The 24,399-nt window shown below is 68.9% G+C and carries 23 protein-coding genes; 16 read left to right on the top strand and 7 right to left on the bottom strand.

The window, feature by feature from the left end:
• Position 1 precedes the first annotated feature (1 nt).
• From iolC to DKL51_RS01915, 11 genes are all read left to right on the top strand, one after another.
• Positions 2-970 (top strand): 5-dehydro-2-deoxygluconokinase, encoded by a 969-nt coding sequence (iolC, locus tag DKL51_RS01965; protein WP_185734672.1) that lies wholly within the window; start codon positions 2-4, stop codon positions 968-970.
• 2 nt (positions 971-972) lie between these two features.
• On the top strand, positions 973-1,866 hold the full coding sequence (locus DKL51_RS01960) for a Cgl0159 family (beta/alpha)8-fold protein (protein WP_221623115.1): 894 nt from the start codon (positions 973-975) through the stop codon (positions 1,864-1,866).
• Complete coding sequence (gene iolB / locus DKL51_RS01955; protein WP_109965492.1) at positions 1,863-2,780, top strand: 5-deoxy-glucuronate isomerase; 918 nt, start codon at positions 1,863-1,865, stop codon at positions 2,778-2,780. The genes DKL51_RS01960 and iolB overlap by 4 nt, the downstream gene beginning before the upstream one ends.
• On the top strand, positions 2,777-4,723 hold the full coding sequence (gene iolD, locus DKL51_RS01950) for a 3D-(3,5/4)-trihydroxycyclohexane-1,2-dione acylhydrolase (decyclizing) (protein ID WP_109965493.1): 1,947 nt from the start codon (positions 2,777-2,779) through the stop codon (positions 4,721-4,723). The genes iolB and iolD overlap by 4 nt, the downstream gene beginning before the upstream one ends.
• Complete coding sequence (locus tag DKL51_RS01945) at positions 4,720-5,616, top strand: TIM barrel protein (protein ID WP_109965494.1); 897 nt, start codon at positions 4,720-4,722, stop codon at positions 5,614-5,616. Before iolD ends, DKL51_RS01945 begins: the two co-directional genes overlap by 4 nt.
• Positions 5,617-5,733: 117 nt before the next feature.
• A complete protein-coding gene (locus tag DKL51_RS01940; protein ID WP_243420751.1) occupies positions 5,734-6,744 on the top strand; it encodes a sugar ABC transporter substrate-binding protein in 1,011 nt (336 codons plus the stop codon).
• A 6-nt stretch (positions 6,745-6,750) separates the two neighbouring features.
• The gene (locus DKL51_RS01935; protein WP_109946133.1) at positions 6,751-7,806 is read left to right on the top strand and encodes an ABC transporter permease; all 1,056 of its coding nucleotides are present in this window, start codon (positions 6,751-6,753) and stop codon (positions 7,804-7,806) included.
• Complete coding sequence (locus DKL51_RS01930; protein WP_109946132.1) at positions 7,803-8,732, top strand: ATP-binding cassette domain-containing protein; 930 nt, start codon at positions 7,803-7,805, stop codon at positions 8,730-8,732. The genes DKL51_RS01935 and DKL51_RS01930 overlap by 4 nt, the downstream gene beginning before the upstream one ends.
• Positions 8,729-9,760 (top strand): Gfo/Idh/MocA family protein, encoded by a 1,032-nt coding sequence (locus DKL51_RS01925; RefSeq protein WP_109946131.1) that lies wholly within the window; start codon positions 8,729-8,731, stop codon positions 9,758-9,760. The genes DKL51_RS01930 and DKL51_RS01925 overlap by 4 nt, the downstream gene beginning before the upstream one ends.
• Positions 9,757-9,960: a hypothetical protein gene (locus DKL51_RS01920; RefSeq protein ID WP_109946130.1), complete on the top strand. Its 204-nt coding sequence runs from the start codon at positions 9,757-9,759 to the stop codon at positions 9,958-9,960. Before DKL51_RS01925 ends, DKL51_RS01920 begins: the two co-directional genes overlap by 4 nt.
• A gap of 38 nt (positions 9,961-9,998) precedes the next feature.
• Positions 9,999-11,468, top strand: a complete 1,470-nt coding sequence (locus DKL51_RS01915; protein WP_185734673.1) for a CoA-acylating methylmalonate-semialdehyde dehydrogenase — start codon at positions 9,999-10,001, stop codon at positions 11,466-11,468.
• Positions 11,469-11,484: 16 nt separating this feature from the next.
• Here the strand turns inward: DKL51_RS01915 and DKL51_RS01910 are convergent, their stop codons facing one another.
• Both DKL51_RS01910 and DKL51_RS01905 read right to left on the bottom strand, forming a co-directional pair.
• Positions 11,485-12,825, bottom strand: a complete 1,341-nt coding sequence (locus DKL51_RS01910; RefSeq protein ID WP_109965495.1) for a 6-phospho-beta-glucosidase — start codon at positions 12,823-12,825, stop codon at positions 11,485-11,487.
• On the bottom strand, positions 12,822-13,589 hold the full coding sequence (locus DKL51_RS01905; protein ID WP_109946128.1) for a DeoR/GlpR family DNA-binding transcription regulator: 768 nt from the start codon (positions 13,587-13,589) through the stop codon (positions 12,822-12,824). The genes DKL51_RS01910 and DKL51_RS01905 overlap by 4 nt, the downstream gene beginning before the upstream one ends.
• Positions 13,590-13,725: 136 nt before the next feature.
• Here DKL51_RS01905 and DKL51_RS01900 point away from each other — a divergent pair, with 136 nt between their 5' ends.
• The 5 genes from DKL51_RS01900 (at position 13,726) to DKL51_RS01880 (ending at position 18,802) form a co-directional block, all read left to right on the top strand.
• The gene (locus tag DKL51_RS01900; RefSeq protein ID WP_109965496.1) at positions 13,726-14,910 is read left to right on the top strand and encodes a carbohydrate kinase family protein; all 1,185 of its coding nucleotides are present in this window, start codon (positions 13,726-13,728) and stop codon (positions 14,908-14,910) included.
• A complete protein-coding gene (locus DKL51_RS01895) occupies positions 14,907-16,268 on the top strand; it encodes an extracellular solute-binding protein (protein ID WP_124811659.1) in 1,362 nt (453 codons plus the stop codon). The genes DKL51_RS01900 and DKL51_RS01895 overlap by 4 nt, the downstream gene beginning before the upstream one ends.
• Before the next feature lie 109 nt (positions 16,269-16,377).
• Positions 16,378-17,196 (top strand): carbohydrate ABC transporter permease, encoded by an 819-nt coding sequence (locus DKL51_RS01890; protein ID WP_243420752.1) that lies wholly within the window; start codon positions 16,378-16,380, stop codon positions 17,194-17,196.
• Positions 17,193-18,023 (top strand): carbohydrate ABC transporter permease, encoded by an 831-nt coding sequence (locus tag DKL51_RS01885; RefSeq protein ID WP_109946124.1) that lies wholly within the window; start codon positions 17,193-17,195, stop codon positions 18,021-18,023. The genes DKL51_RS01890 and DKL51_RS01885 overlap by 4 nt, the downstream gene beginning before the upstream one ends.
• A 95-nt stretch (positions 18,024-18,118) precedes the next feature.
• Entirely contained in the window at positions 18,119-18,802 is a 684-nt protein-coding gene (locus tag DKL51_RS01880; RefSeq protein ID WP_109946156.1) for an IS6 family transposase, read from the top strand.
• Between the two features lie 269 nt (positions 18,803-19,071).
• On the opposite strand, the gene DKL51_RS01875 is transcribed toward DKL51_RS01880, so the two are convergent.
• The 5 genes from DKL51_RS01875 to DKL51_RS01855 form a co-directional block, all read right to left on the bottom strand.
• Positions 19,072-20,235 carry an acyl-CoA dehydrogenase family protein gene (locus DKL51_RS01875; RefSeq protein ID WP_124811658.1) on the bottom strand — a complete coding sequence of 388 codons (1,164 nt, stop codon included), beginning with the start codon at positions 20,233-20,235 and terminating at the stop codon, positions 19,072-19,074.
• 150 nt (positions 20,236-20,385) lie between these two features.
• Positions 20,386-22,182: an acyclic terpene utilization AtuA family protein gene (locus DKL51_RS01870; protein WP_109946122.1), complete on the bottom strand. Its 1,797-nt coding sequence runs from the start codon at positions 22,180-22,182 to the stop codon at positions 20,386-20,388.
• Positions 22,179-22,625, bottom strand: a complete 447-nt coding sequence (locus DKL51_RS01865) for a MaoC/PaaZ C-terminal domain-containing protein (protein WP_109946121.1) — start codon at positions 22,623-22,625, stop codon at positions 22,179-22,181. Before DKL51_RS01865 ends, DKL51_RS01870 begins: the two co-directional genes overlap by 4 nt.
• Positions 22,625-23,173 carry an FAS1-like dehydratase domain-containing protein gene (locus DKL51_RS01860; protein ID WP_109946120.1) on the bottom strand — a complete coding sequence of 183 codons (549 nt, stop codon included), beginning with the start codon at positions 23,171-23,173 and terminating at the stop codon, positions 22,625-22,627. The genes DKL51_RS01865 and DKL51_RS01860 overlap by 1 nt, the downstream gene beginning before the upstream one ends.
• The gene (locus DKL51_RS01855; RefSeq protein WP_109946119.1) at positions 23,157-24,356 is read right to left on the bottom strand and encodes a CaiB/BaiF CoA transferase family protein; all 1,200 of its coding nucleotides are present in this window, start codon (positions 24,354-24,356) and stop codon (positions 23,157-23,159) included. Before DKL51_RS01855 ends, DKL51_RS01860 begins: the two co-directional genes overlap by 17 nt.
• Between the last annotated feature and the right edge of the window lie 43 nt (positions 24,357-24,399).

Raw genomic sequence — 24,399 nt, 5'->3', positions numbered from 1 at the left:
GATGGTGACGGCAGGAGGCGCGGCGTACGATCTGGTGGCCATGGGTCGGTGCGGGGTGGACATCTACCCGCTCGACCACCGTGTTGGCCTCGAGGACGTCGAGCGCTTCGAGAAGTTTCTGGGCGGGAGCGCGACCAACGTCGCCGTGGCCGCGGCGCGGCACGGACGGCGGGCGGCGCTCATCACGCGTACCGGCCGCGACCCGTTCGGTCGCTACATCCGTCGGTCGCTGCGCGACTTCGGCGTCGACGACGCGTTCGTCACCGAGGTCGACGGCCCCCCGACGCCGGTCACCTTCTGCGAGATCTTCCCCCCGGACGACTTCCCGCTGTACTTCTACCGCTATCCGACCGCGCCCGACCTGATGATCGAGGCGGAGGAACTCCCGCTCGACGCGATCCGCGCGGCCTGGGTCTTCTGGGCCACCGTCACCGGGCTGTCGCAGGAGCCGTCCCGCACGGCGCACTTCGCCGCGTGGCAGGCCCGCGGCCGGCGGTCGCACACCGTCCTCGACCTCGACTACCGGCCGATGTTCTGGCCGCACCCGGCCGAAGCCGGCGACCAGGTCGCCAAGGCCCTGGAGCATGTCACCGTCGCGGTCGGCAACCGCGAGGAGTGCGAGGTGGCGGTCGGCGAGACCGAACCCCAGCGCGCGGCGGACGCCCTGCTCGAGCGCGGGGTGCAGCTCGCCATCGTCAAGCAGGGACCCAAGGGGGTGCTGGCCGCGACCGCCGACGAGCGCGTCGAAGTGCGGCCGTTCCCCGTGACGGTGGTCAACGGCCTCGGTGCGGGTGACGCCTTCGGGGGTGCGCTGGTCCACGGCCTGCTCAACGGGTGGGAGCTGGGTCGCATCCTGCGCTTCGCCAACGTGGCTGGGGCAATCGTCGCGTCCAAACTCGAGTGCTCCAGTGCCATGCCGACCACCGCCGAGGTCGAGGCCGTCCTCGCCACCGCGGGACAGGAGGGATGACCGTGACGACGACCCGTTCGACCATCGCCGATCTGACCGAGATCCGGGTACGCGAGCCGCGGCGGATCATCAACGGCTGGGCCGCCCGCCGGCGCCGGCAGCTCGTCGGCGTGGACGGCAGACTGCTGATCGTGGCCGCGGACCACCCGGCGCGCGGCGCGCTGGGCGTGCGTGACGACCGTCAGGCCATGGCCTCGCGCAGCGAGCTGCTGGAGCGGCTGGCTACCGCGCTGTCCCGCCCCGGCGTCGACGGCGTTCTCGGCACGCCCGACATCCTCGACGACCTGCTCCTGATGGGGGCGTTGGAGGACAAGGTCACCATCGGGTCGATGAACCGAGGCGGCCTGCAGGGCGCGGTCTTCGAGCTCGACGACCGGTTCACCGCGTACACGGCCGACGAGATCGCGGCCCGGGGGCTGGAGGGCGGCAAGATGCTGACCCGGATCTGCCTCGGCGATCCGGGTACGGCAGCCACGCTGCAGGTGAGCGCCCGCGCCATCACCGGGCTCGCCGCCCACGGTGTCATGGCGATGGTGGAGCCGTTCCTCTCGGTTCGGGAGAACGGCCGGGTGCGCAACCTGCTCGACCCCGACTCGACCATCACCTCCATCCACATCGCCGCGGGTCTGGGGGCCACCAGCCAGCACACCTGGCTGAAACTGCCCGTGGTCGACGATCTGGAGCGCGTCATGGACGCCACCACGCTGCCGACGCTTCTGCTCGGCGGTGACCCGAGACGCAACCCGGACGACACGTACGCCGCGTGGGGCAAGGCGCTCGACCTGCCGGCCGTGCGCGGCCTGGTGGTCGGACGGGCGCTGCTCTTCCCGCCGGACGGTGACGTCGCCACCGCCGTCGACATCGCCGCGGAACTCGTGCACGGGGGGCGGCGATGAGCGACAACGGACGCTGGGTGCATCCCTTCGGCAGCTGCGCCGACGGCGACTTCCAGGTGTGCGTCACCGACGCCCTCGACGGCTGGCAGCACACCAGTCTGCGGGTGGCCACACTGGCACCGGCCGTCCAGGTGAGCCTCGACCTCGGCGACAGCGAGGTCATCGTCGTACCCCTGCAGGGCAGCTTCGACGTCACGGCGGTCGACCACACGGGAGAGCGCCACGAGGCCCGGCTCGCCGGACGGACGAGCGTCTTCGTCGGTGCGACCGACGTGGCGTACGTCCCGCGCGGCGCCAGCCTCACGGTGCGCAACGCAGGCGTTGGCCGGGCCAAGGTGGCCCTCTGCGGCGCGACGGCGACGAAACACAGCAGGCCGCTGCCGTTCCGGCACGTGGCCGCCGCGGACGTCCCCGTGGAGCTGCGGGGCGCCGGCCGGGCCTCGCGCGAGGTGCGCAACTTCGGCGTCCCGCAGGTGCTCGACGCGGACTCGATCATCGCGTGCGAGGTCATCACGCCGGCCGGCAACTGGAGCTCCTACCCTCCGCACAAGCACGACGAGGAGCGGGAGGGGGTGGAGACCGAGCTGGAGGAGATCTACTACTTCGAGGTCCGGGCGGAGTCCCCGGCGGACGGAGCTGATCCGGTCGGCTATCAACGCGTGTACGGCACCCGCGAGCGGCCGCTGGACGTCTTCGCCGAGGTCCGCTCGGGCGATGTCGTCCTGGTGCCGCACGGCTGGCACGGCCCCGCGATGGCCCCACCCGGTTACGACCTCTACTACCTGAACGTCATGGCCGGCCCCGGCGCGACCCGGGCCTGGCTCATCTGCGACGACCCCGCCCACGCCTGGTTGCGGGACTCGTGGGCCCAGCAGGATGTCGACCCGAGACTGCCGATCGGAGGACCTCGATGACCGCCGGCGCCGAAACCGTACGCCTGACCGTGGGGCAGGCCGTCGTGCGCTTCCTGGCCAGCCAGTGGACCGAGCGGGACGGCCAGCGCCAGAAGCTGTTCGCCGGGTGCCTCGGCATCTTCGGCCACGGCAACGTCGCCGGCGTGGGCCAGGCGCTGCTGCAGAACGAGCTGGCCGAGCAGGAGGAGCGCCTGCCCTACGTGCTGGCCCGCAACGAGCAGGCCATGGTCCACACCGCGGTGGCCTACGCACGTCAGAAGGACCGCCTTCAGACCTGGGCCTGCACCGCGTCCGTCGGCCCCGGCTCGACGAACATGCTCACGGGAGCGGCGCTGGCCACCGTGAACCGTCTGCCGGTGCTGCTGCTGCCCTCGGGCACCTTCGCCACCCGGGTGTCCGGGCCGGTGCTGCAGGAGCTCGAGGTGCCGCACGCCGCGGACGTCACCGTCAACGACGCCTTCCGACCGCTGTCGCGCTTCTTCGACCGGGTCAACCGGCCGGAGCAGCTGCCCTCGGCCCTGCTCGGCGCGATGCGGGTCCTCACCGACCCGGTGGAGACGGGGGCGGCGACCATCGCGCTGCCGCAGGACGTGCAGGCGGAGGCGTTGGACTGGCCGATCGACCTGTTCGCGCCGCGGGTCTGGCGGGTCGCCCGGCCGGTCCCGGAGGCCGTCGACGTCGCGGACGCGGCCGCGCTGATCCGCTCGGCGCAGCGACCGCTCGTGGTCGCCGGCGGCGGGGTGCACTACTCCGGCGCGGAGGAGGCGCTGGGTGCGTTCTGCGAGGCCACCGGCATCCCGGTCGGGGAGACTCAGGCCGGCAAGGGCGCACTGCCGCACGGTCATCCGCAGGCCATGGGCGCGGTCGGCTCGACGGGCTCGACGGCCGCCAATGCGCTGGCTCAGGAGGCCGACGTCGTCATCGGCATCGGCACCCGCTACAGCGACTTCACCACCGCTTCGCGCACCGCCTTCCAGGATGCGGGTGTACGTTTTGTCAACATCAACATCGCCCGGTTCGACGCTGGCAAGCACGCCGGTCTGCCCCTGGTGACGGACGCCCGCGAGGCCCTCACCGCCCTCACCGCGGCCCTGCGGGGGTATGCGGTGGACCCGGCGTACCGGGACCGGCAGGCGAGGCTGTTCCGCGACTGGGACGTGCGGGTGGAGGCCGCGTACCACCCGCCCGCCGAGGTCACCGACGCGCTCGCCGCCGGCGTCCTCACCCAGGGCACGGTGCTCGGCTGCGTCAACGAGCTGTCCGACCCGAGGGACGTCGTCGTCTGCGCCGCCGGCTCCATGCCCGGCGATCTGCACAAGCTGTGGCGGGTCCGGGACCGCAAGGCCTACCACGTCGAGTACGGCTACTCGTGCATGGGCTACGAGATCCCCGGCGGCATCGGGGTGCGGCTGGCCGACCCCGACCGGGACGTCTTCGTCCTGGTGGGCGACGGCTCCTACCTGATGATGCCGACGGAACTCGTCACGGCCGTGCAGGAACGGGTCAAGGTGATCGTCGTCCTGGTCCAGAACCACGGCTTCCACTCCATCGGCTCACTGTCGGAGTCGGTCGGCTCACAGCGGTTCGGCACCAGGTACCGGTTCCGTAACGACACCACCGGCCGGCTGGACGGCGGGAAGCTGCCGATCGACCTCGCCGCCAATGCCCGCAGCCTCGGCGCGACGGTGATCGAGGTGCGCAGTCGCGGGGAACTCGAGCAGGCGATCAAGGACGCCAAGGCCGCCCCGGCGGACGGCGGTCCCGTCGTCATCCATGTCGAGACCGACCCCACCGTCCACGCCCTCGACAGCGAGTCGTGGTGGGATGTCCCGGTCAGCCAGGTCAGCGACCTCGACACCACCCAGCGCGCCCACGCCACGTACGTCGAGCACAAGGCCACCCAGCGCGCACTGCTGGCGCCGACCGGGAGGACGAAGCGATGAGCAGACCGGCCCTGATCGGCAGCGCCCCGGACAGCTGGGGGGTCTGGTTCCCCAACGACCCCCGACAGACCCCCTGGCAGCGCTTCCTGGACGAGGTCGCCGCGGCCGGCTACACCCGTATCGAACTGGGGCCGTGCGGCTACCTGCCCGCCGACCCGCCCCGACTGCGCGACGAGCTCGAGCAGCGGGGGTTAAGCGTCACCGCCGGCACGATCTTCGAGCACCTGCATCGCGCCGACTCGTGGGACACCACGTGGCAGGACGTCTCGGCGGCGGCCACGCTGACCGCGGCGATGGGCGCCCGGCACCTCGTGGTCATCCCGGACTTCTGGCGCGACCCGCAGACGGTGAAGGTCCTCGAGGACGCGCGACTGACCGACGAGCAGTGGGTGGCGTACGCCGGGCAGATGAACCGGCTCGCGCGGCGCATCCGGGAGGAGTTCGGCCTGCAGATCCAGTTCCATCCCCACGCCGACACCCACGTGGACACGCACGAGAACGTGGAGCGGTTCCTTGACGAGACGGATCCCGACCTGGTGAGCCTGTGCCTGGACACGGGACACATCTCCTACTGCGGTGGGGACAACCTCAAGCTCATCGGCGACCATCCCGAGCGGATCGGGTACGTGCACCTCAAGCAGGTCGACCCCGCTGTCGTGGCCGCCGTGCACGAACAGGGCATCGGCTTCGGCGAGGCGGTGCGGATGGGCGCCATGTGCGAGCCACCGACGGGCATCCCCGACATGCCCCCCATCCTCGACGCCCTGGCGAACCTCGACGCGGATATCTTCGCCATCGTCGAGCAGGACATGTACCCGTGCCCCGCCGACAGGCCCCTGCCCATCGCGAGGCGGACCCTGACGTACCTGCAGTCCTGCGGCCCGCTGCGCTGACCGGCTCCCCTTGGGAGCAGCTGATGGCAACACCGATCACACCAGGCACCACGATCCTCCAACAGGCGGTACCACCGCCTGACCCGTCCCCCCAGATCCGTCCCGACGACGTGGCGGATGAAGAAAGGCAGATACGAGATGATGCGCAGATCCCGCATGTCCCTGCTCGCGGCCGGCGCCGTGACCGCTCTCGCCCTGGCGGCGTGCAGCTCCAGCGGCGGCAAGCAGTCCACCGAGGGTGACGCCGGCAAGGCCGGCACCGCCACCACCCCGAGGATGACCGTCGCCTTCATCACCCACGCGGCCCCGGGCGACACCTTCTGGGACCTGGTCCGCAAGGGCGCCGAGGACGCGGCGAAGAAGGACAACGTCGACCTGCAGTACCAGTCCGACCCGGACGGCGCGAACCAGGCCAACCTCGTACAGTCCGCGATCGACAAGAAGGTCGACGGCATCGCGGTGACCCTGGCCAAGCCCGACGCCATGAAGGCCAACGTGCAGAAGGCCGTCCAGGGCGGTGTCCCGGTCGTCGCCCTCAACGGCGGCATCGACGCGTGGAAGAGCATGGGCGTGCTGGGCTACTTCGGCCAGGACGAGAGGATCGCCGGTCAGGCGGCCGGCGAAAGGCTCACGAAGGATGGCGCCAAGAAGGCGCTCTGCGTCATCCAGGAGCAGGGCCACGTCGGCCTCGAGGCCCGGTGCGACGGCACGAAGTCCACGTTCCCGAACACCGAGAAGATCTACGTCACCGGCACCGACATGCCGAGCGTCCAGGCGGCGATCACCTCGAAGCTCCAGCAGGACAAGAGCATCGACCGGGTGCTGACCCTCGGCGCCCCGTTCGCGCTGACCGCCGTCAAGTCGGTGAAGGACGCCAGCAGCTCGGCCAAGGTGGTCACCTTCGACACCAACAAGGACCTCGTGGGCGCGATCAAGGGCGGCCAGGTCGAGTGGGCGGTCGACCAGCAGCCCTACCTGCAGGGCTACCTCGCGGTTGACAGCCTGTGGCTCTACAAGACCAACGGCAACACCATCGGCGGTGGCGCGGCGACCCTGACCGGTCCCGCGTTCATCGACAACACCAACGTCGCTGCTGTCGAGAAGTTCGCAAGCAACGGCACGAGGTGAGCTGACATGACTGCTACGGCCACGGAGCCGAGCAGGGGGGTGGCGACCCAGGACGACCGGGTCGCCACCCGCCCCCTTGCGGCACGGCTGCTGAGCCGCCCTGAGGTCGGATCGCTCATCGCGGCGATCGTGATCTTCCTGCTCTTCATGGCGGTCGCGGAACCCTTCCGCAACGTCGCCAACGTCGGAACGATCCTCTACGGGGCCTCCACCATCGGCATCATGGCCGTCCCCGTGGCGCTGCTCATGATCGGCGGGGAGTTCGACCTCTCCGCCGGCGTCGCGGTGACCACCTCCGGGCTCTCCGCTTCCCTGCTCGCCTGGAACTTCGGGCTCAACGTCTGGGTCGGCATCCTGCTGGCGCTGGCCGTCTCCGTCGCGATCGGCGCGTTCAACGGGTGGCTGCTGCTCAAGACCGGACTGCCGAGCTTCCTGGTCACGCTCGGCACGTTCTTCATCCTGCAGGGCGTCAACCTCGGCGTCACGCGGCTGCTCACCGGCAATGTCGCCAGCGCCGACATCAGCGACATGGACGGCTTTGCCAGCGCGCAGAACATCTTCGGATCCGAGGTGACCCTCGGGCCGGTCACCCTGAAGATCACCGTCCTGTACTGGGTTCTGCTGACCGTCATCGCCGCCTACGTCCTGCTGCGTACGCGGGCGGGCAACTGGGTGTTCGCGGTCGGCGGCGACGCCGCCGCGGCGCGCGCCGTCGGCGTACCGGTCCGGGCGACCAAGATCGGCCTCTTCGTGGCCGTGGGATTCTGCGCCTGGCTGTCCGGGATGCACCTGCTGTTCCAGTTCAACACGGTGCAGTCCGGCGAGGGCGTCGGCAAGGAGTTCATCTTCATCATCGCCGCCGTCATCGGCGGCTGCCTGCTCACCGGCGGCTACGGCTCGGTGGTCGGCGCGTCGCTCGGCGCGCTGATCTTCGGCATGACCCAGCTCGGCATCAACTACGCCGGCTGGAACCCCGACTGGTTCAGGACGTTCCTCGGGGTGATGCTGCTGCTGGCGACGCTGGTGAACATGTACGTCAAGCGGAGGGCGGATCTGCGATGAGCACCGCGACCACCGAGCGGCACGACGCCGCCGGCCACTCGACCACCCCGATCGTCGAACTCGAGAACGTTGGCAAGAGCTATGGCAACGTCCACGCGCTGCGCGGGGTAAGCCTCAACGTCCGCCAGGGCGAGGTCACGTGCGTTCTCGGCGACAACGGCGCCGGCAAGTCCACGCTGATCAAGATCATGTCCGGCCTGCACGACCACACCGACGGAACGATGAAGCTCGACGGTGTGGTGCGTCGGTTCGGCTCGCCGCGGGAGGCCCAGGCGAGCGGGATCGCCACCGTCTACCAGGACCTCGCGCTCGCGCCGCTCATGTCGGTGTGGCGGAACTTCTTCCTCGGCAACGAACTGCGCAAGGGGCCGTTGCGCACCTTGGACATCGCCCGGATGAAGCGCATCTGTGCGGATGAACTGGGCAAGATGGGGGTGTTCGTCCCCGATCTCGACGGGCCGGTCGCGGGCCTCTCAGGCGGCCAGCGCCAGTGCATCGCGATTGCCAGGGCCATCTACTTCGGGGCGAGGGTGATCATCCTCGACGAGCCGACCGCCGCGCTGGGCGTCAAGCAGTCAGGCGTCGCCCTGCGGTACATCGTCAAGGCTCGCGACGCCGGCCTGGGCGTCATCTTCATCACCCACAATCCGCACCATGCCTACCTCGTCGGCAACCATTTCGTCATCCTCAAGCTCGGTCGGGTCGTGCTGGACGCGCACCGCGACGACCTGACCCTCGAACAGCTCACCACTGAGATGGCCGGCGGCCAGGAGCTTGGGGAGCTCAGCCACGAGCTACGCGGGGTCGACCCAGGCAAGGTCATCGACCCGGGGGAGGTCGAGCACGGTCAGGTCGAAGCCCCCGCGCTGAGCCCCGAGGAACGCAAGGCCGTGGAGCGGGAAGAAGAGGAAGAGCTGAGGGCATGAGTGCATCGCCGCTGCGGGTCGGGATCATCGGCGTCGGCATGATGGGCGCCGACCACGCCGACCGGATCGTGCACCGCATCGCCGGCGCGGAGCTGGTCGCGATCTCCGACCCGGACTCCGAGCGGGCCGGCGACCTGGCCGCGCGCTACGACGGCGTACGCACCGTCGGTGACCCGCTCCAACTCATCGCCGGCTCCGGCGTTGACGCCGTGCTCATCGCCTCGCCCGGCTCTGTGCACGAGGAACAGGTCCTCGCCTGCGTCGAACACGGCAAGTACGCCCTGTGCGAGAAGCCGTTGACGATGGACAGCGAGTCCTCGCTGCGCGTGGTCGAGGCCGAGCGGAACAAGGCCGGGCGGCCGCTGGTCCAGGTTGGCTTCATGCGGCGTTTCGATCCGGAGTACGCCCGGATGAAGCGACTCCTCGACTCCGGTGATCTCGGGCGGATCCTGCTCGTACACAACACACACCGCAACAAGACGCTCCCGAAGTGGTTCCGCTCGGAGATGATCGTCAGCGACTCGCTGGTGCACGAGGTCGACGTGTGCCGCTGGCTCTTCGATGACGAGATCGCCACGATCACCGTCCTCGCGCCGAAGCCGACCAGCAGGGCGGCCGAGGGGATGCTCGACCCACAGGTGGCCATCTTCCAGATGGCCGGCGGCGGCATGGCCACCACCGAGGTCTTCGTCAACAGCCAGATCGGCTACGAGGTCCGCTGCGAAGCGGTGGCCGAACTCGGCAACGTGACCGTCGGCCTGGGGCAGGACGTCTTCGTCCGCAGCGACAACCACTACGGTGGCCACATTCCCGACGACTTCCGCGACCGCTTCGCCCGCGCCTACGACCTGGAGGTGCAGGCCTGGGTCGACGCGTCCCGCCGAGGCGAGGTCGTCGGGCCCACCACCTGGGACGGCTACGCCGCCACGGCGGTGTGTACGGCCGCCCTGCAGTCCCTCGCCACCGGCAGGCCGGTCCGGGTCGACCTGGCCGACCGCGCCGAGGTTCTGCGGGGCGCGGCGACGTGAGGCTCGCCCTTGGCCCGTACCTGTTTCCGCGGGCCTCCCGGTTGGAGCTGCCGGCTCTGGTCGCGGAGCTGGGCTACGCCAGCAGCTTCATGGGCGAGGCCATCCGGGACCGTCTCCGCCCGAGGGCAGCGCCGCTCACCTTCGAATCTCCCTGGACCATCCGGCACACCGCCCCCAGTCTGCACGCGGAAGGACCGTGAGCACCGTGAGCACCGAACCCGCCCGCATCACCCATCTCATGGGGGGTCGCCTCTGGGACGGCACCTCAGAGCGCACCAGCGAGGTCTTCAACCCGGCGTCCGGAGACGTCACGGGCCGCCTCGACCTGGCATCCGCGGACCTCGTCGGCGAGGTCGTCACTACGGCCCGAACCGCGTGGGAGGCCTGGGCCAACACGTCGCTGGCCAAGCGCACACAGGTACTTTTCGCCTTCCGCGAGCTCCTCAACGCCCGAAAGCATGAGATCGCCGCGCTGATCACCGCCGAGCACGGCAAGGTGCTCGACGACGCGCTCGGCGAGGTGACGCGGGGCCTCGAAGTCGCTGAGTTCGCCTGCGGCATCCCGCAGCTGATGAAGGGTGGGTTCACCGAGAACGCCTCCACCAAGGTGGACGTGTACTCGATCCGGCAGCCGCTGGGCGTGGTCGCCGTGATCTCCCCGTTCAACTTTCCCGCCATGGTTCCGCTGTGGTTCATCCCCATCGCCATCGCCTCCGGCAACGCGGTGGTCCTCAAGCCCAGCGAGAAGGATCCGTCGGCGGCCGTGGCCGTGGCCCGCCTCTGGACCGAGGCCGGCCTTCCCGACGGTGTGATGAACGTGGTGCACGGCGACAAGGAAGCTGTCGACGCGCTGCTGACCCACCCTGATGTCAGGGCCGTCTCGTTCGTCGGCTCCACCCCGATCGCCCGGTACGTCTACGAGACCGCGACGGCGCACGGCAAGCGGGTCCAGGCCCTCGGTGGCGCCAAGAACCACATGCTGGTCCTGCCGGACGCGGATCTCGACCTGGCCGCGGACGCCGCCATCAACGCCGGCTTCGGTTCCGCCGGCGAACGCTGCATGGCGATCTCGGCCCTCGTCGCGGTCGACACCATCGCCGACGAGCTCGTCGAGAAGATCACCGACCGGATGCGCAAGCTGCGCACCGGCGACGGCACCCGGGGATGCGACATGGGGCCACTGGTCACGGGCGCGCACCGCGACAGGGTGACCAGCTATGTGGAGGCGGGAGTCGGTGAGGGCGCGGCCCTGGTCGTCGACGGGCGCAAGGACGAGTTCGACGGCGGCGACCAGGGCTTCTGGCTCGGGCCGACCCTCTTCGACAACGTCACCCCGCAGATGTCCATCTACCGGGACGAGATCTTCGGCCCGGTGCTGTCCGTCCTTCGCGTGAAGTCCTACGAGGAGGGGCTGGACCTCATCAACGCCAACCCGTACGGCAACGGCACCGCCATCTTCACCAAGGACGGGGGCGCGGCGCGGCGCTTCCAGAACCAGGTGGAGGTCGGCATGGTCGGCATCAACGTGCCGATCCCGGTGCCGGTGTCCTACTACTCGTTCGGCGGTTGGAAGGACAGCCTTTTCGGCGACACCCACGCCCACGGCATGGATGGCGTCCACTTCTACACCCGCGGCAAGGTCGTGACCTCGCGCTGGCTCGACCCGAGCCACGGTGGACTCAACCTGGGCTTTCCGCAGAACGACTGACGGCTTCAGCAAGGAGTCAGCGGAAGAGCGCATCCACGTCGGGGATGCGCTGCCGGTAGCCGTCGAGGAGCACGTGAGCGGTGGACACCGAGTCCACGAGGGGATGCAATGCGAACGCCTCGAGAGCCAGGCGCGGCGACCGCGTCCGCGCCGCCTGGATCGTGAGCTGCTCGACCGCCTTGACCTGCTGCGCGAGCCCGAGCTGGTGACCCAGGAGCGGGCGCGTCGCCAGCGGGTGGGGGCCGTCGGCGTCCACCATGCACGGCACTTCGATGACCGCTTCCCGAGGCAGCCCGGGCGCGGTGCAACCGTTGCGAACGTTGAGGATCATGGCGCTGCGCTCGTTGCGGGCGATGGCTGCCATGATGGCCAGGGCCACGCCCTCGTAGCCACCACCCTCGACGTCGGCCGCATCGCGCCGCTCGTCGTCGGAGTGCCGGCTCTCCCTCATGTACGTCGCGTCGCGCTCCCGGCGCACGCGCTGCCACTCCTGGTACGCGGACTGCGGGCTGCCGATGACGGCGTCGTAGAAGCGGCGCTGCTGGTCGAGCAGGAACTCCCCGCGCGTGGCCGCGCTGCCCTTGATCGATCTCACCGCGTCGCGGGTGAAGTAGTAGTAGTACAGGTACTCATTCGGGATCGCGCCGAGGGACTGGATCCACTCGGCGCCGAAGAGCCGTCCTTCCTCGATGGTCCCCAGCAGGGCGTCGTCGGCGATCAGTTGGGGCAGAACGTCGGCACCCTCGTGGCTCAGACCGCGGAGCCAGCCAAGGTGGTTCAGGCCGAGGTAGTCTGGCGACGTCCGCCGCGGGTCGTGTCCCAGAGCGCGAGCAGCCCTGCGGCCCAGCCCGATGGGGGAGTCGCAGATGCCCACGACCCGGTCGCCCAGCACCTGCTGCATGGCCTCGGTGATCATGCCGGCCGGGTTGGTGAAGTTGATGACCCATGCTCCCGGGCTCACCGCTGCCACACGTTCGGCGACCTGCACCGCGACCGGTACGGTGCGCAGTCCGTAGGCCACGCCGCCCGGGCCGGTCGTCTCCTGCCCGAGCAGCCCCAGGTCGAGCGCTACCCGCTCGTCCGAGGTGCGCCCGGCGAGGCCGCCGACGCGGATGGCGGAGAACACGAAATCTGCGCCGTTCAGCGCCTCGTCCAGGTCCGTGGTGGTCGTGACTCGGGGAGCACCCGGGTGGCCTGCGGCCATCTGGCTCAGCACGAGCCCGATCGCCGAGAGCCTGTCCTGCGCGACGTCATGCAGCCACACGGACTCGATGCGCCGGTCACTCGTGTCGCGTAACAGGGCACTGTAGACCAGTGGCACCCGGAACCCGCCGCCGCCGAGAATCGCCAGCTTCATGCGACCACCACCTCCACCCCGGACCGGGTACACAGCTCGAACATGTCGGTGTCGGCGCCCGCATTGGTGACGATGGCGTCCAGGTCGCCGACCCCGCACACCCGAAGGGTTCCCGTGCCCGGAAACTTGTGCCGGTCCGTCAGGAGGACGGTGCGGCTGGAGGCGGCGATCAAACCGCGCTTCACAGGAACCTCCACCAGGGTCGTGTCGAGGACCGAGCCGTCGGACCGGACCCCACTGGCCCCCATGAAGGCGATGTCGGCGTGGAGCTGCCGGAGCGTGTCCTCGGTGATGACACCGACCAGGGAGTGATATGCGCGGCGCACCAGACCTCCGAGGAGGACGAGCTCGACCGCGTTGTCATCGCGCAGGACGTCCAGAACCGCGAGGCTGGCGGTGACGATCGTGACCCGCCGGCCTCGCAGCTCCTGGGCCAGGAGCTGTGTTGTCGTTCCAATGTCGAGCAGGACCATGTCCCCGTCCCGCACCATGGCGGCGGCTGCCCGGGCAACCGCCCGCTTGTCCGCCTCGTCGACGGTGGCGACCAGGGCGAACGGCCGGTCGACGTCGGCGTCCTCGGTAACGAAGGACGGAAGGTGCGCGCCCCCGTGGACCCGGGTTAGCTTGCCCTCGGACTGCAGCCGTTTCAGGTCGCGGCGAACGGTCGCCGCGCTGACGCCCAGCGACGATGCGAGCTCCTCGACCGAGATGGCGCCGTTGACCCGTAGCCGCCGCACAATTTCAAGCTGGCGTTGATGACGCACGGCGAGAACATTACCAGTCACCGAGGAGCAATATCGCGCATCGACTGCGCGAGATTGCTTGTTATTGCTTGTGATTGACCCGGACGACTGGCAGGATGTGGCGCGTTGGTAAATTCTTTCCCGAAGGGCGCCCGCCGTGACGGATGTCGTCTACGACCCGCTCGCCGCTCAGCGGACCGCGGATGGCCCGGATTTTGACGTGCTCCTGAGCGGCACGGTCTTCCTCGACATCATCTTCACCGGCCTGAAGACCATGCCGTCGGCTGGGACTGAGGTGTGGGCGGGCGGCATGGGCTCCTGCCCGGGCGGGATCGCCAACCTCGCCGTCGCGTCAAGTCGGCTGGGTCTGCGTACCTCCCTGGCAGCGGCCTTCGGTGACGACGACTACGCCGACTTCTGCTGGCGCACCCTCGCTGAGCAGGAAGGCGTCGATCTCAGTCGTTCGCGTCGTTTTGATGCCTGGCACTCCCCGGTCACCGTCTCCATGGCCGTCGATCGCGACCGCAGCATGGTCACTCATGGCCACCCGGCGCCCATATCCGGCAACGAGATGATCAGGGTGCCGCCGCGAGCGCGTGCGGTCATGGTCGACCTCGGCCACGACGTGGCCTGCGGTACGGACGAGCCCACGTGGGTCGAGGCCGCCCGCACTCAGGGCGCGCTCGTGTTCGGTGACGTCGGCTGGGACCCCACCGGCGAGTGGTCGCCCAGGCTCCTGGACCAGCTTGCCGGATGCGACGCGTTCCTCCCCAACGCCCCCGAAGCGATGGCCTACACCCGGACCGAGACCCCCAACGACGCGCTGTACGCCTTGGCGGACGTGGTTCCCCTGGCGGTGGTGACCAATGGCGCGCAGGGTGCGCTGGCGATCGACGGGACGACGGGCGAGGAGGCGCAGATGCCTGCGTTGCGGGTGCCGGCGCTCGACCCGACCGGAGCGGGCGACGTCTTCGCTGCCGGACTGGTCGTCGGCACGCTCGCCGGGTGGTCACTGCGCAACCGGTTGGCCTTCGCCATCATGTGTTCGGGCTTGGCGGTGCAGCAGTTCGGCGGCTCCCTCGCCGCGCCGGGCTGGGGCGACATCGCCGACTGGTGGCATGCGCTACGCGACAGCCTCGGCGGCGGCTCGTACATGGCGTCGTTGCGCCGGCGCTACGAGTTCCTTGAGCAGATTGTGCCCACGGTGCCGCTCGGTGGGGTCCACCGCGCCGCAGCCACCATCGCGCGGCACGCGGACGTGGAGGGGCGCCAGCTCATGCCCCGGCCACGCCCAGATGCTGTGCAGGGCGTCCATTCACCCTCACCAAGGAGCAGGAGATGAAGTCGTTCAGGTCAAGGACCCTGATCGCGGCCAGCGCGATCGGTGTCCTCGCGGTCACCGCATGCGCCCCCGGATCCTCGAGCCCGTCGCCGTCGGCGAAGCCCAACGCCGCGGTGACCACCGACGCGGCCAAGTTGGGCAACGTCACCCTGATCGTCTGGGACCAGGAGGTCCGCGGTGGACAGGCCGCGCAGATGGAGCAACTCAACAAGGACTTTCAGGCCAAGTACCCCAACATCAAGATCCAGCGCGTGTCCCGCTCCTTCGATGACCTGAAGACCACCCTCCGGCTGGCGCTCAGCGGCAACGAGGCCCCTGACGTCGTAGAGGCCAACAACGGGCGCTCTGACATGGGCGAGTTCGTCAAGGCCGGGCAGTTGCTTCCGCTCAACGCGTACGCCGCCGCCTACGGCTGGGACCGCAGATACCCCGAGTCGGTGCGCCAGTACTCGTCGTACAGCCCGGACGGCAGGACCTTCGGGGAGGGCAACCTCTACGGGCTACCCCAGGTGGGCGAGGTGGTCGGCATCTTCTACAACGCCAAGAAGCTCGCCAAGTTCGGCCTCCAGCCACCCAAGAGCTGGTCCGACTTCGAGAGCGCGATGGCTACCGCCAAGGCCAGGGGCGAGGTTCCGATGATGCTCGGCAACCTCGACAAGTGGCCGGCGATCCACGTGTTCGGCACGATCCAGGGCCGCTCCACCTCGCCCGACGACATCAAGACGCTGGCCTTCGGCCGCAAGGGCGCGTCGTGGAAGACTCCCGACAATCTCAAAGCGGCCCAGGAACTGGTCGACTGGGTCGACAAGGGCTACTTCGAGCCAGGCTTCAACGGAACGGGCTACGACCCCGCCTGGCAGGCGTTCAGCAAGGGCAAGGGCGTCTTCCTCATCGGAGGGACGTGGCTGCAGGCCGACCTCGCCAAGGCCATGGGTTCCGACGTGGCGTTCATGCTGCCGCCGGCGGCGAACGCCGGTGACAAGCCGGTGGCCACCGGTGGCACCGGGCTGCCGTTCGCCATCACCGCCAAGAGCAAGCACCCCGACGCGGCCGCCGCCTACATCAACTTCATCACCAGCGAGCAGGCCATGAAGGTGCTCACCAGCACCGGCAATCTGCCAGTTGCCGACACATCGAGCCAGGACGTCGGCGGCGGGCTGCAGAAGGATGTCTTCACCGCCTTCGGAGACATCGTCAAGACGGACGGGCTCGTGCCGTACCTGGACTACGCGACGCCGACGATGTATGACAGCGTCACCGCCTCGCTGCAGGATCTGCTGGCCAAGAAGAAGACGCCGGAGCAGTTCCTGGACTCGTTGCAGAAGGACTACGGCGACTTCTCCGCATCCAACGGCTGACGGCCGGATGACCGCGACGACAACGCGGGCGGTCCGCGAGCGCAGCCTCGTCGGACCGCCCCGCCGGCCCCGCGGGACCGGATACCTGTACGTCCTGCCTGCCTTCCTCGTGTACGCGGCGTTCCTGCTGTACCCGCTGGCGCGATCGGTCCAGATCTCGTTCTACGACTGGGACGGGCTGACCCTCGGCCGATGGATTGGCCTCGACAACTACGCCGACGTGCTCAGGAACGACGATCTACGGGACGCCTTCGGGCACGCATTGGTGCTCATGGTGTTCTACGCGCTCGTGCCGTTGTGCGTCGGCCTCGTCCTGGCCTCGATCCTCAACCGCGCAAAGGTCCGTGGACTGTCGTTCTTCCGCACCGTGGTGTTCCTGCCGCAGGTCATCGCGATGGTGGTCGTCGCTGTGGCCTGGCGGCGCATCTACGCTCCTGATGGACCGCTGAACTCGCTGCTGCACGCGGTCGGTCTCGGCTCGCTCACCCGTGCCTGGCTGGGCGACTACGGTGCGGCCCTTCCGGCCGTCGGCTTCATCGGCACATGGTTCGAAACCGGTCTGGTGACCGTGCTGCTGCTCGCCGGCATGAGCCGCATCTCCCCAGAGCTGTACGATGCGGTGCGCCTCGACGGAGGCGGTCCGGTCCGGGAGTTCTTCGCCGTCACCCTACCGTCGGTTCGTGGCGAGATCGCTGTGGCGCTGACCCTCACGGTGATTGCCGCACTGCGGACGTTCGACCTGGTGTACGTGACAACCCGCGGCGGCCCGGGCACGTCGACGTCGGTGCCGTCCTACGAGGTGTATCACCGTGCGTTCGAGCTGGGGAAGGTCGGCTCGGCAGCCGCCATCGGGGTCTGCCTGACCATCATCATCTTCGTGATCTCGTTCGCGATCACCCGCGTCGGCGACAGGGACTCCACGTCATGATCTCCCGTGCGGAGCGCTCCGCGAACTACGTCATCCTGGTCCTGTTCGCCGCCTTCGCGCTTGCCCCGATCGGGACCGTCCTGGCCGCTGCGTTGGGCCCGGACGACGCCCCCGGCAGCGGGTCCGGCAGTGCCGCCAGCATCGCCGGATTGCACGTCGGCAACTTCGCAACGGCCTGGCACGTCGGACACTTCGGCACGTACCTGCGGATGAGTCTGCTGGTGTCGGTGTTCGTCGTCACGGTCAGCGTGATCCTGTCCATCCTCAGTGGATACGCGTTGGGAACGATGCGTTTCCGTGGCTCGACTTTGCTGTTCTACGCCTTCCTTCTCGGCATCATGATGCCCAGCGAGGCCATCGTCGTGCCGTTGTACTTCGACCTGAGGACGCTGGGTCTCACCGACACGTTCTGGGCAGTGGCCCTGCCCCAGGTAGCCCAGTCGGTCGCGTTCGGCACGTTCTGGATGAGGGCGTACTTCCGTACCAGCAGTCGGGCGCTGGTCGAGGCTGCGCGCATGGACGGAGCCTCGACTCGCACCATCCTGTGGCGGGTGCTCGTCCCAATCGCCTGGCCCGCCGTCGTCACCCTGATCGTCCTGACGTTCATGTGGACCTGGAACGAGTTCCTCGTCCCCCTGGTCATGGTGACCGCCGAGTCGCTGCGGACCGCACCGCTCGGGCTGGCGTTCTTCCAGGGCCAGTACACCCAGGGGTTCACGCTGCTGGCAGCCGGCGCCGTGATCGTCGCGACGCCGGTCGCCCTGCTCTACCTCTTCCTGCAGCGCAAATTCATTTCGGGCATGCTCGAGGGCGCAGTCAGGGAGTAGCGAGGCCTGCACCCAACCGGGCTCTGTTGCGTTGAGCGTCGGCAAGATCGAGGCAGACTTGAGCAGTGAAGGCGTCGACCCGACCTGACTCGTGGCTGCCTCCGAGGTCGGCTTTCGCCGGGTTCCGGTTCCCGCCGGAGGTGATCGTGGTCGCGTCCGCTGGCCGCTACGGCCTGTCCTATCGCGACGTTGAAGAACCGCTGCTCGAACGTGGCGTCGAGGTCGATCACGTCACCGTCTACCGCTGGGTGCAGCGGTTCACGCCGCTGCTGGCCGACGCCGCTCGGTTCTGCCGGCACTCACCAGGCGACAGGTGGTTCGTTGATGAAACGTACGTCAAGGTGAACGGGGTGTGGCGGTACGTGTACCGGGCGGTCGACCAGTACGGGCAGGTCATCGACGTGCTGGTCTCGGCCCGCCGTGACGCCGGCGCGGCCCGGCGGTTCTTCCGACGAGTGCTGTCGACGTTGAAGGTGACACCCGGCGAGGTGGTCACCGACGCAGCGCCGGTCTACCCCGCCGTGCTCGACCAGTTGGTCCCGTCCGCGTGGCACCACGTCGAGCGGTACGCGAACAATCCGATCGAAGCCGATCACAGCCAGTTGAAACACCGTTTGAAACCGATGCGCGGGCTACGAACGGACAAGACTGCGCAGGTGATCATCGCCGGACACGCGTTCATGCAAAACCTGCGCCGCGGCCACTACGACCTCGCCATCGACGCCCCGCCCGCTTTGCGGGTCGCCGCGGCGCTCACCGAACTCGCCCAAGCGATCTGACCGCGGACCCGACCCGGGTTCAACACGTCCGCCGATCCGACAACGCAACCCGCGCGGGGCAGGCTACGGCTGAACCGTTACTGACGAATTACTGACGCCGCGCGCAAGCACCAGTTACCGGGGCGCCAACTACGTGCCGAGAGGGGCGCAACGGCGGACGGTGTCAGTGCTGGTCGGGGGCCCCGATGTGCGAAGAGGCGACGTTCTTGCCGCGATGGGGAAGGACGAGCCGGAACGACCGGCGGAGGGCGTCGGCGCAGACTCCTGCCTCAGTACGCGCGGGGCAGCCTCAGCGCCTGGGTGGAGATGTAGTTGAGGACCATCTCCTGCGAGAACGGCGCGTTGCGGAGCAGCCGTGCCTCCCGCCAGAGCCGCTCCACGTGGTAGTCCTTCGCGTAGGCGTAGCCACCGTGCGTGGACATGGCCCGGTCGCAGGCATCGAAGCCGGCTTCGGCGCCCAGATACTTCGCCGCGGCGGCCTCCTTGCCACAGTTCTCGTGGTCGTCGTAGAGCTTGGCCGCGTGCATGGCCATCAGCCGAGCGGATTCCAGGCGGATCCACGAGTCCGCCAGCGGGTGGGCGACCGCCTGGTTCTGACCGATGGGCCGGTCGAAGACCACCCGCTCGTTGGCGTACTTCGTCGCCAGCTCAAGTGCCGCCTGACCGAGGCCTACACCCTCCAGGCCAACGACGATGCGCTCGGAGTTCAGCCCGTCGATGAGGTACCTGAAGCCCTGGCCCACCTCACCCACGACTTCGTCGTCACGGACCTCCAGGTCGTCGATGAAGAGCTCGTTGGAGTCGACCGCCGACCGGCCCAGCTTCTCGATCTCCCGGACCGTGATCCGGTCGCGGTCCAGGTCGGTGAAGAAGAGCGTCATCCCGTCCAACGGCTTCTCCTCGTTGCGGACAGACGTGCGCGCCAGCAGCAGGATCTTGTGGGCGTTCTGCGCGTTGGTGATCCAGACCTTCTGGCCGTTGACGACCCAGCCACCGTCGACCTTCTCGGCCTTCGTGGTGATGCGGGAGGTGTCCACACCGGCGGTCGGCTCGGTGACGCCGAACGCCATGAGGATCTCGCCCCGGGCGAGCTTGGGCAGGAACTCCTGCTTCATCTCCTCCGAGCCGTAGCGGATGATCGGGGCGGGTGGGAACAGGTAGAAGTGGATCGCCGAAGCGCCACTCGCGCCGGCACCCGAGGCGGCGATCTCCTGCATCATCACGCCACACTCCGCGAGGCGGAGCCCGAGGCCGCCGTACTCCTCGGGGATGAGCGCTCCGAGCCACCCGCCCTGGGCGAACGCCCTGACGAACTCCCACGGGTACTCGCCCAGCTTGTCCTTCTCCCGCCAGTACCCGTAGTCGAACTTGCGGGCCAACTCTCGGGTGGCCCAGCGGACGACGTCGATGTTGCTCTCGTCGGGGTCGCTCATCGGTGCTCTCCTGCTCATCAGTGGATGGGGATGCGGTCGAGCACATGCCCCGGGCGACCCGAGGTGCCGGGCCCGGACGGCGCGGCTTCGCGCTGACATCGGTGCGTACGAAGCCGCGCCGCTGCCGGGCGGCGCTGTTGGCTTGCTGGGCTACGTCTTGACAAGAGATCGCGGCACCTTGGTGCTGCGTGAGCGCAGCCATTCGCCGAGTGCCTTCGCCTGCGCGTCCAGCCGCAGGGTGGAGGTGGCGCCGGTCCCGAGCAGTCCTCGGAGAACGAAGTTGACCGCGCCGAGGTTGGGCAGTTCGTAGCGCGAGATCGCCAGTTCGCGTGTTTCGGGTAGGAGACGCCGGAGTTCGTCGACGGTGAGGGTCGACCTGAGCCACTCCCATGCTTCCCGGTCGCGTACCCAGACGCCGAGATTCGCGTCGCCGCCCTTGTCGCCAGAGCGGGCATGCACGATCTCACCGAGTGGAACGACGACCAGTTCGTCAGTCCATGGCGCTCGCACCGGTTGCGCGGGCGACGGCTCGGGCTGCGGGGTCACCTCGCCCCCGGCGCCGGGTGGGTTGCCGGGTGCGACGATCTCGGTCCTGCCGTCATGGTGGTGGACCACGTGTTCGAGCATCGCCTGGTCGAGCAGTGCAGGCCAGTAGACACCAAATGCCGACCCTGGTTGGGGCGGGCCGAGGGAGTACAACCCGGGATAGCTGGACAGGGCCAGCTCGACCATCCGCGACGAGAAGGCGCGCCCGGCGGCCCGCTCCGTCCCCTGCACGGTGATCCTGAGCAACTCGGTTCCCGCATTCTGACTATCGGGATCGTGCCTGGCCTGCCCGATACGGTCGATCGCGACCGCGTCGAGCCCGTCAACGGACTGGGCATGGTGGTTGACGGATTGTTCGACGAGGGCGGCCTTGGCGTCGAGGTCCGGGCCCGTGAGCGCGAGGATCAGGCTGTTCGCCCATCCCCCCACCCCGGTGATCGCGACCTTGGTCGTCGCGGGTGGCGCCGTTCCTCGCACGCCGCGGATCTCGACGCGGTCGTCGCCGAGGTCGGTCAGCGTGGCGGTGTCCAGGTGGGTGGCCACGTCGGGGTTGAGGTAGGCGGGTTCACCGATTTCGTAGAGCAGTTGAGCGGTGACCGTGTCCTGGGTGACGGCGCCGCCGGTGCCTGGGTTCTTGGTGATCGCTGAGGAGCCGTCAGCGGCGATTTCGGCGATCGGGAAGCCGGGCTGCACGAGGTCGGCGATGGTACGGAACCCGGAGAAGTTGCCGCCGGTGGCCTGTGGTCCGCATTCGATGACGTGTCCGGCGCAGACCGCGCCGGCGAGGGCGTCGTAGTCATGGGGGGTCCAATTCCACCACCAGGCGGCGGGACCGACGACCAGTGAGGCGTCGGCGACGCGGCCGGTGATGACGATGTCGGCGCCGTTGTCGAGGGCGCGCGCGATGCCGAATCCGCCCAGGTAGGCGTTGGCCGTCAGGGGCTGGTGCGGCCAGGACGACAACGGCTCGCCGCTCGTCAGGTGCGGCAGTGAACAGCCCGCTTGCCGCAGAGCGTCGAGGCAGCCGAAGACGTCGTCGCCGTCGATGTGGGAGACCCGCAGGTCGTGACCGTGGCGGGCGATCAGTTCGCGGGTTGCTGCGGCCAGCCCGGCGGGGTTGAGTCCTCCGGCGTTGACGACGAGCCGGATGCCGTTCGCGACGAGGTGCTCGAGCGCCGCGTCGAGGTGCTGCAGGAAGGTGGCCGCATAGCCCTTGGTGCTGTCCTTGGCGCGCGCCTTCCCGAGGATCAGCATGGTGACCTCGGCGAGGTAGTCACCGGTGAGGACGTCAATGCCGCCGGCTTCGGCCATGTCGGCCATGGCCGAAGCCCGGTCACCGTAGAAGCCGGAGCAGTTCCCGACGCGGATGGGACGCTGCCCCCGTCCTGATGCCGACGTCATGCTGTCGCTCCCGCTGTCGACACAGGAAATCCCTCAGTGGTCACTGCCCCGGTCTTGCTGACCCGCACCGTCCCTTCGAACCCCACCCCGCCCGAGGGGTGCTCCTCGATCAGCTCTAGGGTCATGCTGTCGCCGTCGGCCTCCGTAACCCGGGCGGCGTAGGCCAGCTCGGCCGGCGCGTAGACGGGCTTTCGCAGTCGGTAGTCGAATTTTGTGACGTGCCACTGCGGACCGAGGCCCTCGGTGACGCAGCGTAGCGCGAGCGCTGCCCGGAGGTGGGAGTGCAGCGCGAGACCGGGGTGACCCTCCTCGCGTGCGTAGCGTGCGTCGAAGTGGATGCGGTGCGGGTTCCAGGTGACCGCGCTGTAGCGGAACAACTGAAGGGCCGTGACCGTGTGCCTGAGCCGTGGAAGCACGTCTCCGACCTGGAAGGTGATGGACATCAGGACTCCTGCACGGGGTTGCGCAGTACTACAGTGCGCCGGTTGCGGTTGAGGACGGCACCCTCAGCGGACATGAAGGTGTGGCTGGTGGTGACGAACACGCAGGTGCCAGAGCGGGTCTGTTTGGGAGTGACCGCCTCGAGGGTCGTCTCGAGCACCAGCTCCGTGCCGGCGATCACGGGACTGACCAGCTCCATCTCTTCGCCGGCGCCCATCACGCGCAGCCTGAGGTCGCCGTCACCAAGGGGCATCTCACCGTCATGGGGAGTTCCGTCGGGCTGGAGCTGGGCTTCTGGGGTGCCGATCCCCCACTCCACGATCGCGGCGAGCATGTTCGGTGGCGCCACGACATCGGCGTACCCGGCAGACCGTGCGGCCGCCGGGTCGTAGTGGATCGGATCGGCGGCGCCGATGGTCACTGCGTAGCGGCCGATGGTCACCGCGTCCAGCGTGCCCAGGCTGCGCCGCGCGAGGACGGCTCCGACCCGCGGCTGTGTCTGGGCGTAATACGCCGCCAATGCAGTGTCGGGCTCAGGCACGAAGGACATGCTGGGACTCCTCACCATTGATGTGGGTGTCGGCCGCAATGCCGGTGAGCTCCGCGAGGATCTCCTCCGTCGACTGGCCCAGCGGCGGGGCGGCCCAATGCGGTCCGACCGGCGAGTCGCTGAGCCTCAGCGGACATCCGGGGACCGGCACCCGCCCCCTGGCCGCGTGCTCGACGTACTGGATCATGCCGCGCTGGATCAGGTGCTCGTCCGTGTCAACCTCACGGATGGTCTTGACCGGCGCGCAGGGCACACCCGCGGCCTGCAGGTCGCCTACCAGCTCGGCGCGCGTCCGGGTCCTCGTGCGGGAAGACACCTCCTCGTCGAGCGCATCGATGTTGGCGACCCGGTCCTTCGCCGCGCGGAACCTGGGGTCGTCGATCAGCTCAGGCCGACCCAGCGCGGTTGCCACGCCGCGCCAGTGCCGCTCCGAGATGCAGATGATCGCGAGCCATCCGTCGCTCGTCTCGTAGAGGTTGTACGGCGCGACCGCCATGCCCGCATGCCGGTTCCCGGTACGCTCGGGCAACTGTCGGTCGGGGTGGTTGTGGAGGCCTCCCAGGCTCGACGCCAGCATCGGGTAGACGGTGTCGTGCATCGAGACCTCGACGATCTGTCCCCGTCCCGTGCGTTCGCGCTGGAACAGGGCCGCACTGATCGCCCCGAACAGGTGGATGCCGCCGGAGAAGTCCACGAACGTGGTGCCGGCCTTGGTCGGTGGCCCGTCGGGGTCCCCGGTGGCCGAGGCGCTGCCGGACATCGCCTGCACCGTGATGTCCATGGCCGACATGTGCGCGTAGGGGCCGGTGGACCCGTAGCCCTTGCCCGAGGCCACGATCAGACGCGGGTTGTGCTCGAGGAGACGCGCCGGGCCGAGCTGGAGGCGCTCCATCGTGCCCGGCGCGTAGTTCTCGATGAGTACGTCTGCGGTCTCGACCAGGTCGAGCAGCGCCTGGCGACCGGCGTCGGTCTTCAGGTCGAGCACCACACTGCGCTTGTTGGAGTTGAGCATCACGAACTCGTGGGACTCGATCGGCTCGTGCGAGCGGAAGCGCAACGGCTCACCGCCGGGTGGCTCGACCTTGATGACATCGGCGCCCAGTTGTGCGAGCAGGAGCCCGCAATAGGGGCCGTTGTAGATCTGACCCAGTTCGAGGACCCGGACGCCGTCAAAGGCCGGCATAATCGCTTCTCCTCTTTCGATCTGTTTGCTGAGGGGCGAGCCT

Source organism: Micromonospora globispora, assembly GCF_003857015.1.
GTDB lineage: Bacteria > Actinomycetota > Actinomycetes > Mycobacteriales > Micromonosporaceae > Micromonospora > Micromonospora globispora.
The sequence above is the reverse complement of the archived record's forward strand: the minus strand, read 5'-3'. Positions and strand labels throughout refer to the sequence as shown.

Coding starts and splice junctions, on each gene's coding strand:
- iolC (WP_185734672.1), top strand. CDS start 2: ATGGTGACGGCAGGAGGCGCGGCGTACGATCTGGTGGCCATGGGTCGG.
- iolB (WP_109965492.1), top strand. CDS start 1,863: ATGAGCGACAACGGACGCTGGGTGCATCCCTTCGGCAGCTGCGCCGAC.
- iolD (WP_109965493.1), top strand. CDS start 2,777: ATGACCGCCGGCGCCGAAACCGTACGCCTGACCGTGGGGCAGGCCGTC.
- DKL51_RS01945 (WP_109965494.1), top strand. CDS start 4,720: ATGAGCAGACCGGCCCTGATCGGCAGCGCCCCGGACAGCTGGGGGGTC.
- DKL51_RS01940 (WP_243420751.1), top strand. CDS start 5,734: ATGAAGAAAGGCAGATACGAGATGATGCGCAGATCCCGCATGTCCCTG.
- DKL51_RS01935 (WP_109946133.1), top strand. CDS start 6,751: ATGACTGCTACGGCCACGGAGCCGAGCAGGGGGGTGGCGACCCAGGAC.
- DKL51_RS01930 (WP_109946132.1), top strand. CDS start 7,803: ATGAGCACCGCGACCACCGAGCGGCACGACGCCGCCGGCCACTCGACC.
- DKL51_RS01925 (WP_109946131.1), top strand. CDS start 8,729: ATGAGTGCATCGCCGCTGCGGGTCGGGATCATCGGCGTCGGCATGATG.
- DKL51_RS01915 (WP_185734673.1), top strand. CDS start 9,999: ATGGGGGGTCGCCTCTGGGACGGCACCTCAGAGCGCACCAGCGAGGTC.
- DKL51_RS01910 (WP_109965495.1), bottom strand. CDS start 12,825: ATGAAGCTGGCGATTCTCGGCGGCGGCGGGTTCCGGGTGCCACTGGTC.
- DKL51_RS01895 (WP_124811659.1), top strand. CDS start 14,907: ATGAAGTCGTTCAGGTCAAGGACCCTGATCGCGGCCAGCGCGATCGGT.
- DKL51_RS01885 (WP_109946124.1), top strand. CDS start 17,193: ATGATCTCCCGTGCGGAGCGCTCCGCGAACTACGTCATCCTGGTCCTG.
- DKL51_RS01875 (WP_124811658.1), bottom strand. CDS start 20,235: ATGAGCGACCCCGACGAGAGCAACATCGACGTCGTCCGCTGGGCCACC.
- DKL51_RS01870 (WP_109946122.1), bottom strand. CDS start 22,182: ATGACGTCGGCATCAGGACGGGGGCAGCGTCCCATCCGCGTCGGGAAC.
- DKL51_RS01865 (WP_109946121.1), bottom strand. CDS start 22,625: ATGTCCATCACCTTCCAGGTCGGAGACGTGCTTCCACGGCTCAGGCAC.
- DKL51_RS01860 (WP_109946120.1), bottom strand. CDS start 23,173: ATGTCCTTCGTGCCTGAGCCCGACACTGCATTGGCGGCGTATTACGCC.
- DKL51_RS01855 (WP_109946119.1), bottom strand. CDS start 24,356: ATGCCGGCCTTTGACGGCGTCCGGGTCCTCGAACTGGGTCAGATCTAC.